The following is a 10735-nucleotide window of genomic DNA, read 5'->3' on the forward strand; positions in this document are numbered from 1 at the left end:
CCGCCTCTACACAGCGTATCCATCACTATCGGTTTTAAACGTACGCATGTGCAATAAATACCCAAAGCTTGCTACAGAAAAGGACATCAAGGTGATCGTGATAAGGTAGCCTTATCATTTTGTACATGATTTAGACAAAGCACGCATGTTGCGCATCATTGAGTTTTTAGATATCCCTGTTGAGTGTTTTATTTTTCTTTAACTTGGTATCATTAGCATAATTTGGACAAACGACGACAAAATGGAGTCAAATATGAAAAAGCTTCTTCTTGCCACAGTGACTGGCGCAGCTATCGCTTCTGGTGCCTATGTGGTTTCGCAACAAGAAAAAGGGTACACGCCACTCCCTCAGTTAGACTATGTACCGGCAGACAGTATCTTTTTTTGGTCACAGCTAGAGAGCTTCCCTTATCTAAACTATTTAGATGTATTACCTGACGCTTTGAAATACAACTATCAGGTAACTACGTTTGTTGAAGAAATGAAAGCACAGGAGGCTGAACTTGATAAAAACGCGTTATTTTTATTGAGTTTAGTTGAACAATACGCAGTTAGCCTTGAATCATCAGCGGCCTTTGCGGATATTTGGGGTGCTGACAATGAACTAAAACTATTGTCATATACTGTTGGATTGTTACCTGTCATGCGTGCAGAGTTAGGTAATGTAGCAGCATTCAAAAAGACGCTGATTGGTGCTGCCGATAAAGCAGGTATTGCGTACCAAGAAAGTGATGTCGATGGCACGCCGGTTACTAAGTTCACTATCGAACATGAGGGTCAAAGAGTATTCGACCTTGTTTTAGCAAATCAAGGTAAATGGACAACCTTAACAGCGGATACGCCATTCAATAGCGCTGAAGATTTGAAAGTTGCTTTGGCTATCACTAAGCCAGCCAAAAGTTTAGCGACCACAGGTAAAGTCGAGCGTTACATTAAAGATTATCAGTTCGATGGCTCTTCGCTTGGTTACCTTGACAACAAACTGTTAGTGGATGCGATCACTGCCAAAGATCCTCAGAGCACTGCCGTGAAAATGCTGGATAATATCTTAGCATTAACAGGTAGCGCTAATGCGCTCGATTTAGTCCGCAATGAAGCATGTCAAAAAGACTTTTCAGACATGGCAAACAAATGGCCAGCGGTTATTTCAGGCTCTAAACACTTTGAAATCACTGCTGAACAGGCCTATTTTGAAGCTTCAAGTATTATCGCTTCTGCAGATCAAAAAATTCTAAACGCGATTTCAAACTTAAGAGGGTTTGTACCAGCGCATACACAGAATACTGACAATGGGTTAGTGACTTTTGGTCTCGCGTTGAACGCCTCGCAGCTTTCACCGACTGTCAATACAATTTGGGCCGCATTCTCAAGTGCTGAGTTCTCGTGTGAGCCACTCCTAATGGCACAGGCACAAAGCAAAGATGCTAATCCTGCAATGTTGGCTATGGCGACAGGTATGCTTGGCTCTTTGCAAGGGGTGAGCTTTAGTATTTTTGATCTTGATATTGCAGAAAAAACAGACCAACCTGGAGACATTGAGTTCTCTAAACTGAATGGACTTGTCACACTCTCAGCGGACGATGCCACAGCCCTATTTAATATGGCTAAAAGTTTTGCTCCAGAGTTATCAAGTATGAACCTCCCAGCTGACGGGACACCGATAGAAGTAAACGGTTACTTACCGCCAGACTATCAACTTGATAACCCAGTTTATATGGCATTAAAAGGCCAGCATATTGCTTTGTACACAGGGGATGATGCGAAGAAGCATGCCGATGCTTTGACAACACAAGTGGTCGAAGCAAATGGCCTGATCACTTTTGGCGTAGATACGACAAAGTTAGTTCCTTTGATAGAAAAAGGATCTAAAATTGCAGGTGAACAAATGCCAGAAGAAATACATGACTTGTTTGGCGATGGGTACCAAATGCACATTGCATTTGATGCGAACGGCCAAGGCTTAATCACTGACGTGAAGATGAACGTGAAAAAGACCAACTAAGAATGTATTAAACAGACGAATAAGCGCCCTAGGTTATTACCAACCTAGGGCGCTTTGTTTTGGGAGAATTTAGAGTTTGTTAAAACGTGTACTTGGCACGAATATAGAAGGTTGTACCTAAAAATGCAGCGCTGTATGCGCCAATCGAGTTCGTATTACCGGCCGATCTACGCATGACCCTTCTAGGTTCAGTATTGAAGACATTATTGATCCCCAAAGCGTACTCCCATTGGTCCGAAGCGATGTAATTCACATTGATGTTAGAATATGACCAACCATCAATTGTGTATTTAGTTGGTTCGCCTTGCTCTGGGCGCCCATCAGTTTCTGCTTCACCTAAATAGTACGTAAACCAATTCGCCGAAATATTGTCATACTGCCAATTAACGCTGAAGTTCATCTTGTTTTTTGGCTGAAACCCACCATTAGAGGAATCTGTACCAACGTAGTCCGTCACACCCCCATCAAAGATGCTGATCTCATGCTTGAGCGCACGGTGCCAGTTGACACCAACTCTAAAGTCGCCATATTGAGATGTTCTAAACTTATAGTATGCTTCGCTATCAATACCACGATAGTGCGATGCGTTTAGGTTTTCGTTATAAGTATCTACCCCCAACAGTACGCCTTTCAGTGGCCCTGATTGATAACGATGTATATCATCACAGAAATCGCCAGTTTCATTACATAGCTCAATTTTTCTTTGCGCTCTGAATGTGGAAATGGTGTTCTCTAACTCAATATCATAGTAATCAAACGTTAAAGAGAATCCATCAAGCATTTGCGGTGTAAAAACAAGGCCCAATGTCTTGATCACGGCCGTTTCAGGCTCAAGATTGGGGTTACCGCCCGTATTGGTCCTAATCATATCCAAACCATCTCTAAAACCAGAAGCGGGCGCGCCAGTTCTTAAACATCCTGCGTCATTTTCTTGAGTAAGCGGCCTGATTGGACCTTCTGCGCCAGTTTTACAAGGATCAGTGCCATTTTCAAATGACGGTAATTGGCCCTTAAACAACTCTTGGATGTTGGCAGCCCTGAATGCTTGGCTGATTGTAGAGCGCACGCTGAAATCATCATTAACCGTCCAGAAGATAGACGCTTTAGAATTCGTTGTATTTCCAGCACCGGTACTATAATTGGAGTAACGACTTGCAAGGTTAAGCTCCAGCGCCTCAACAAATGGTACATCTTTAAGTAAAGGAATATTGAGTTCGATATACGCTTCAGATACATTGTAACCCCCGCCTGTTGGTCTACCATTTCCATCTGTTGTCATTGCATGAACCGCGTTGCTGTCAGTTTGTTTTCTGCCTTCAAGCGCCATATAGCTCACACCGGTTGCAATACCCACCTCACCCGCAGGCAGGGACATCAGAGTGCCCGTGACATCGAAAGTTGCTGTTTTGATAGATGAATAACCGTAGCTCACGTTTGACCAATCTCCGGAAACGTATTCCATGGCCCCCTCAGGTTGGGTTTCACCTGGTTGCAAAAAGATATTGAGTGGCACACACGTGGATGAAATAAACTTCACCACCTCTGGGCCGATACCACATCGCAATGTGCCACTTTCATCGAAATGCGTTGGGCCAACAGCCTCTCGTACTCGTGCCCAGTTAAATACCCCTTCACGTGTTTCTTGGCTTTCATAACGACCAAACGTATACCCAGCCTGCCAAGACCAGACATCGTCAAAATCACCGCTTAAACCCAACGCAATATGGAATTGGTTTGCATCAAACCGGCTTTGACGAGGGCCAAACTCATTCATTCGCTTCGACCATTTGTAGATATCATAGCTGTTGCCATTCGCATCTTTCGGGCCAAACTGCTGATTAAAGTAGTTGTCTTTGGAGATAGGGATATCGTCATAGCCCCCAATCCAAGGGATTAAAGGCTGTGCTGCCGAGTTGGAGTCATTGTTTCTGTGGGTGTACAGTACTTCAAAATCTAAAACCACATTTTCTGAACTAAACGCCTGTCCAACATCATAATTGGCAAATGCCGACATACTGTAAACCTCAGTAGGCTGCTGAAGAAATGACTGCTCGAAGTAGTTATAAGAGTCTGCACTTGTGTATTCATGAAATTCGCCATAATCAGGGCCCTGAGTCAAACGTCTACCATCAGGATCGGTGACCGCAGTCCACGGAAGCCAATAGCTACCATCAGGTAACAATGACCCATCATTTTGCAGCGCGACTGGCGCTTCAGAGAACGGGATGTCTTTAGAATAAATGACATCATCTTCAGAGTAACTCGCTGAGAACGTCACACTCCCCTTGTCTGCGGCAAAGCCAGATACCATTTCTATGTGCTTTTTAGCACCATCAAAATCCGTATTATTCCCATAGCTTGCACTGACTTCGAGCCCATCAAAATCTTTTTTGGTGATGATATTCACAACACCTGCGATGGCATCGGATCCATAAATTGCGGATGCCCCATCCATCAGCACCTCAACTCGCTCGACAATACTGGTCGGGATCGCTCCAAGGTCTACTGAAGAGTCCGCCCCTTTCCCCCCATACGGTAGACGCTTGCTGTTTAATAGCACCAGCGTTCTATTGGTACCGATGCCCCGTAAGTTAAACCTCACAGCCCCACTGCCATTTGCGCTCAATGAGTTTTCGGTGGGCTGAGAAACCGTCATAGTTTGTAGAATATCACCTATGTTCTTGTATGGGCTGGCCTTTATCGCCTCTTTATCAATCACTGTAACAGCACCGGCAGACACTAGGTTCGTTCGCGCTATACGTGATCCTGTTACGACTATTTTTTCAACCTCATTTTCTGCTGAGTCGTTGGCATGTGCTTGGTAAGGCGCAAACGAGCTAAATATGGCTATGGATATCAAGTTGTATAAGAATGATGTTTTCTTCATTTTTCTTCTCTCACAGGAACGTTCCAAACTAATAATTAAATTTCCTTCTCATATTCTGTTTATTGGAAATCTAACTACTTGACGGTTGCACAGCCTGACTATCTCAGAAGTGCTTATTGTTATTTAAGCACCAATAGGAACGTTCCAATAAAGTATCCTTTAGAATATATATATACGATAAATGCATATAGCGCATAGTTAGCGCTTTCAAGTTAAATAGTGATCGATAAAATAATTATTTTATCGTGTGGAAAAAGCATCAAAATACATGTTGCACTTAATCAGGTATGAAATTATTTATACTCAGAACTTGGACTAATTAGGCAAAGAAAAACCTGTTATTGACAGCAACGTCAGATGAATTTAATAAAAATTGAATCTATTGAGGTTGAGGTATTATGTCCTAACGTGATGATCGTAATGATTAAACCTGTGGTCGGCATATCACACAGGTTGTGACATGCCAGTAAAATATAAATACAGTTTAAATATCAGAGAATTAACACGCTTTTGATAGGTAATTACTGGTACATCTTGCATCGTAGGTTGGGCACACTTCAAAGGAATTAAAATTCGCCGCGCCCCCGATTTGTGGTGTATTTTTTAACGGTAATGTCTTATTTTCAATAGACAAATTTTTCATCTTTTTTTTATTGATCACTAGTTTCATTTCTTCATTCCTTAAATTGATTAATCATAGTTACTTGAGCAGTTTCATCAGTCTCAGCAAATAAACTGCTAACCCCAATGTACCAGTCTCAAAATTAGAGTATGGGCATTATTTCGATGAGTCAACTTAAATGAAATGGCGTATTTAAAGGAAGATATAGAGATTGAGCCCCGAAGGGCTCGCCCAGATCAATACCGAGTGACTTGGCCGTATGTGAATGTAATTGGTTACCCCTTAGCGCGCCACTTTTTAAATGCCGCAGAGTTAACAAACTCAATACCATCATCTAATTGTGCTAGGTCTTTTTCAAGCAAGTTAACTTCATACTTTGCTTCTGCCACACTTAAGATTTGAACAGCATGCTCAAATTCTTTCATTTCAATGGCAAGTTGTGCGGCAAATACATAGTTTACAAAGTCTTCTCCACCCAAATAAAACAAATCGTAAATCCCCTGCCAAACAGCGTGGTAATCACCAACTTCAAGATAAATTGAGCTTTTCTCTAGAATAAAAAACGCATCATTTTTGATGATCTCAGGTGCGTTATTCAACACTTCAAACGCATCTTTGTACGCCTTTTTTCGCCTGTAAAAATCAAGCCAGCCCATACTCTTGCGGTGTTCTGGTTTTATTTGCTTAGCTAGCTCCTCAACAAACAAATGTGACTGTTCACTTTGTTCTAATCGCGCTAACCTCAATAGAGTAATCTGGACTAGCTCATTCTCTCTAGCGCTGTCTGACAAGCTATTTAATTGCGACAATGCAAGTGTAAAATCTTTGTTTAATAAACTTTCTGAAATTTTTGCAAAGATTTCTCGCTCGGTCTTTGCCAGCTTGTTTTGTGAATTGGCTATGGCGGCAAATCCCAAAATACTCTGCCATAGGCTTTCAAATTTCACATCAGTTAAGTTTTGTTCTTCGCGCCACACAAGATGAAAATATAACGCGCCTCCCACTTCGGTTTCTAATCGGTAAAAACTACGCCAAAAGCCTTTACGTACTTCTTCAGTACCTAAGTAATTGAATCCACCCAGCGCGTTTAAGGTCTTTAACCCTTTAATTATGCCTTTAGTAAATACTTTTCCGTTTACTTGGGTTTGTTTGTCATACACCTCTTTGTAATGCTTCAGAGTGACATTTGCGTCGATAAACGACGACGCCCCTACCGTAACCCCATCTTGTTCAAGCACAGAAAGGAATCGATTATTAAGCTGGTATGGTGAAAGGCGCTCCCCCTTATTCACTAACGTGGGTTTAGGCGCTTGTATCGTTTGTGCATTGTTACTTTTACACCCTACAAGTAAAACACTCAACAAGGTAAGAGCAATGACAACATAGTTATTCTTAAACATTCATTAATCCCCAGTTTGCTGTGCGCTCTGCTTGATTTTGTTGAGCATCGCATCAAATTGTTCATCGATAGGACGCTCAACAACATTTGTCACCATTCCCCAAAACCCATTGAGCTCGTTGACTTTTTTTAAGTTTGAAATATGTTTTGCCACATCAGCTTTTGGAACGTACGACGCCAAGCTTCGGTATTGGTTTGTCAATGTAAGGCGTTTTTTGTCATACCTTAATTGAGAGTGGTACTGAATATATTCACTGCTCACCTTTTCATCAAATGCTTGGCGACTAAAATCAATATCTTCTGGCAAATGAAACGACACAACATGCTTTATATCGATTGGAAAGTTTAAGTGTAATGGTGAAGACCTTCGTACTGATTTTGGTAACTTAGTGTAGTCATGGGGATAGTTGGCATAAAACCCGAACTCAGCCTCATTTTTTTCATTAATGTACCAATAATCAGACACTGAATAATACTCTTCAACCACCACCGTGTTTGAAACTGGGTCATCAGCAACTTGCATCGCGTTTTCAACTTCTAGGCTAGGATAGCTATTTGCGTAATAGTTAGCATAATCATTGGCGATTTTATCAATGCCTTGCGTCGCGAAGCGATATCGAAAACTCTCCGCATCCGCCCCTTGCATCGTCGTTTTGATCCGCCAAACAACAGGAGAAAAATAGCTCGCAGAGAACAGGTCTTCTTCAATTAAAACTGTGCTATTTCGCTTCGTTGGCGTGGCATCAATTACCGTTGTCTTTGATTCATCAATCAATAACCCTTTGCCAAAGTCTGGCTGGTAAAGCGTCTCAATATCACGGCCTTGATATGACATCGTCGCATCTACAAAGTAATAGCTACCATTGTACTCAATTCGATTAATCACATGATTAAACGCCTGATGCGTAGGTAAATAACTGGATATTTCTGCACGCTCCACTGAAGACACCAACATAGGGGATGCTTTTATGTCTACAGCGTCCAGCAGTACACTCAGTAATAGCGCTTTGTCTTTGCAATCGCCATAACGATGCTTGAAGACGTCGTCAGGACTGCGCGGAAGGTGAGAATTCACACCCAATTCTAATCCTAAATATCGAATGTCCTCTTGTGTAAACCTAATGGCCTCATTCAATGCGGCATGTTTGTCCATGCTCTGTAGGTGGGTGATATAAGATTGCAACCCTTTGTCTGTCACCTGCGTATTTTCAAATAAACCATTTGCCCAGGCCTTCAATTGCGCCCAATCTTGATATTGAGAGAATTGCACGTAAGGATATGGTGTATACCAAGACGGCATATCACTATCGGCGATTATTTTCTTGTTGTTTAATACTTCGATTGAATAAGTGGTGCTTTTTTCTGCGCTTTTTATCACAGGTTGTAAGCTGTCTCGGGTCGCTTTGACTTGTAACTTTCTTGCCGTCTCTACTTGCAGACTAAATGTTACTTTGTCTATATCAACTCCCCAACCAAAACTGGCGAAGTGTCCAAAGTTTCCATTAAAAACGGGGTTTTGCCCATAACGAGTGTAGCTATACTCAAGTTCATCACCGACTCGGATATCCTTCAGCAGGATCAGTGCCTCATATTCTCCTGAGTACAAGTTACTCTGCTGTTCGTCTTCCGCGTTGATAATTTTTAATTGTTCCTTACCTACACTTTGTACCAATTCATCGCCACGAAAAACATGTACTTTATGAAAAGTGAGTGTTTCAAAAGCAGGGTTAAATCTAATTCGGATAGAAGCGTTGTCTTGGACACCGGCACTGTCGGTGAACTTGTAACGACTACGCAAAAAATAGCCAAAATTATCTTCTGTGTTAATTTGCCTATCGAACAATCGATAATGCATTGGCTTTTCTATTTGTGTGGGCATCTTAGCTAAATCAACGGTTTTAACCCAACTAGGTTGGGCTGTAAATTCAACTTGAGGTTTAACATCAACTGTATTTGCCTGCAGTCCTACGGCAAAAAATAACAGCATTGTGATATAAATGGGAAGTTTTCTAACCATGAGCGACTTCTTTAGGTTTATCCGATAATAGCGGTAATAGTAAAACGAAGTACTGTACCCATAGAACCAATTTAATAGCAAGGCTTTTAAGTGCAAAAAAACGCGAATTTTTCATGCGCCTGTGGCAAAAAAGTTGTCTGGGTTACTCAGGTTAAGTGTAAAGTATCTCTTGATTGAAATAAAAGTAAGCGGCCAATGACAAGCGATATAACTTAGTCAATTGGCCACTTTCGATAGGTATTAGTAATAAGCGTTTAAGGCGCGTTAGACTCCCACCGGTTCATTATATTTAAGCGACTCTGCCCAACCATTTTCGTCATAGTCAGACATACACTGTTCGACCATATCCGTCATTTTTGCCATATTACCCGACACTTTTGCGTGACGGAAACACTGCATCCTGACTTCCTCAGCACTGCCTGCATAATTCAGTTCATACAATTCATGGCGACCGCCAAACTCACTGCCAATGGCATCCCACATTAGCTTAAGTATTTTAATTCGCTCTGTAGAATCAATGCCATTTGAGCCTCTAACATAACGATTTAGGTACTCATTGATATAGTCATTGGAGATATCTTTATGTCCCGAAGGCAAATAGATTAAACCACTGGCGACTGTTGACTTCACAATATTGACGATTTCACTATACGCTTGGGGCGCAAAAACACGATAAGCATGAAGTGCATCATTATTTGGTAGCATACAGCCTGATTGCCATGCTTCTGGTTTTGCGTGCATGGCCCGAATACATGACCAAATCATATTACGCCAAGCCACGACTTGCCCCATTTGCGCCTGTACACCACGGTAATCAATTGTGCCTGTACACTCTAACGATTTTTTCAATAGCCCAGCTAAGAAGTCTAGTTTTACGCCAAACCTAATCGCACCTTGCATCGGGAATAGTCGACCAAAGCCCCCCTCAGCAAACCATCTGCGACAGGTATCTACATCCTGATTTATAAAGATGTTTTCTTTGGGGATAAACACATTGTCTAGAATTAAGATCGCGTCATTTTCATCAAAACGGCTCGATAGTGGGAAATCAAACGGGTTACCTAACTCCTTAGCAGCAAGCTCATAAGAGCCGCGACACACAAGTTTCATCCCTGGGGCATTCATACTACATAAAAACATCAGCGCCATTTCTGGATTCTCACCCATGACTTGCGCCGACCCCTGTCCAATAAAAGTATAATGCGTTAACGCTGAGTTGGTCGCAACGACCTTGGCACCACTTACGTATATTCCGTCTGGGGTTTCTTTTTCAACCCGAACATATACATCCTTTACCTCGTTAAGCGGTTTGTCTCTATCAACGGGTGGGTTCACAATCGCATGGTTCAAGTACAAGCAAGACTCTTGTATACGATTGTACCAATTCTGAGCATTTTGAGCATACTCACCATACCATTCAACATTTGCACCTAATACATTACCAAATGCGGCTTTGTAGTCAGGGGTTCTTCCCATCCAGCCATACGTTAATCGTGACCAATGTTCAATGGCAACTTGCTGCTCAGCCAGCTCCTCACCACTTCTTGGGTAACGAAAAAACTTATGTGTATACCCACCATTACCGGTGTCTGTTTCCCAACATAACTTATCTTTATGCTCAGGGTCGTGCAATGCGTCATAGAGATTGGCTATTGATCTGGCTGAGTTTTTAAAAGCTGGGTGAGTTGTAATATCTTTAACACGCTCGCCATTAATATACACCTCCCTATCATCCCGTAAGCTTGCTAAGTACTCATCACCGGTAAGAGGCCGATTACTCTCTTTTTTATAATTTTCTGGCCACATAA

General features: G+C 41.9%; 5 protein-coding genes. 1 reads left to right on the forward strand and 4 read right to left on the reverse strand.

The annotated features are described in order from the left end of the window. Positions 1-253 precede the first annotated feature (253 nt). Positions 254-2002, forward strand: coding sequence for a hypothetical protein (locus tag L1286_RS13125; RefSeq protein WP_235407509.1), 1749 nt, complete (start codon positions 254-256; stop codon positions 2000-2002). Positions 2003-2081: 79 nt separating this feature from the next. Here L1286_RS13125 and L1286_RS13130 read toward each other — a convergent pair whose 3' ends face one another. From L1286_RS13130 to hpaB, 4 genes are all read right to left on the reverse strand, one after another. Then, positions 2082-4889 carry a TonB-dependent receptor plug domain-containing protein gene (locus tag L1286_RS13130; protein WP_235407510.1) on the reverse strand — a complete coding sequence of 936 codons (2808 nt, stop codon included), beginning with the start codon at positions 4887-4889 and terminating at the stop codon, positions 2082-2084. Between the two features lie 897 nt (positions 4890-5786). Beyond that, positions 5787-6911, reverse strand: coding sequence for a hypothetical protein (locus L1286_RS13135; protein ID WP_235407511.1), 1125 nt, complete (start codon positions 6909-6911; stop codon positions 5787-5789). Positions 6912-6914: 3 nt separating this feature from the next. Continuing rightward, positions 6915-8927 (reverse strand): DUF3857 domain-containing protein, encoded by a 2013-nt coding sequence (locus tag L1286_RS13140; RefSeq protein WP_235407512.1) that lies wholly within the window; start codon positions 8925-8927, stop codon positions 6915-6917. 264 nt (positions 8928-9191) lie between these two features. Continuing rightward, positions 9192-10733, reverse strand: coding sequence for a 4-hydroxyphenylacetate 3-monooxygenase, oxygenase component (gene hpaB / locus L1286_RS13145; protein WP_235407513.1), 1542 nt, complete (start codon positions 10731-10733; stop codon positions 9192-9194). Positions 10734-10735: the final 2 nt, after the last annotated feature.

The sequence above is a fragment of the Pseudoalteromonas sp. SMS1 genome (genome assembly GCF_021530565.1).
Lineage (GTDB): Bacteria > Pseudomonadota > Gammaproteobacteria > Enterobacterales > Alteromonadaceae > Pseudoalteromonas.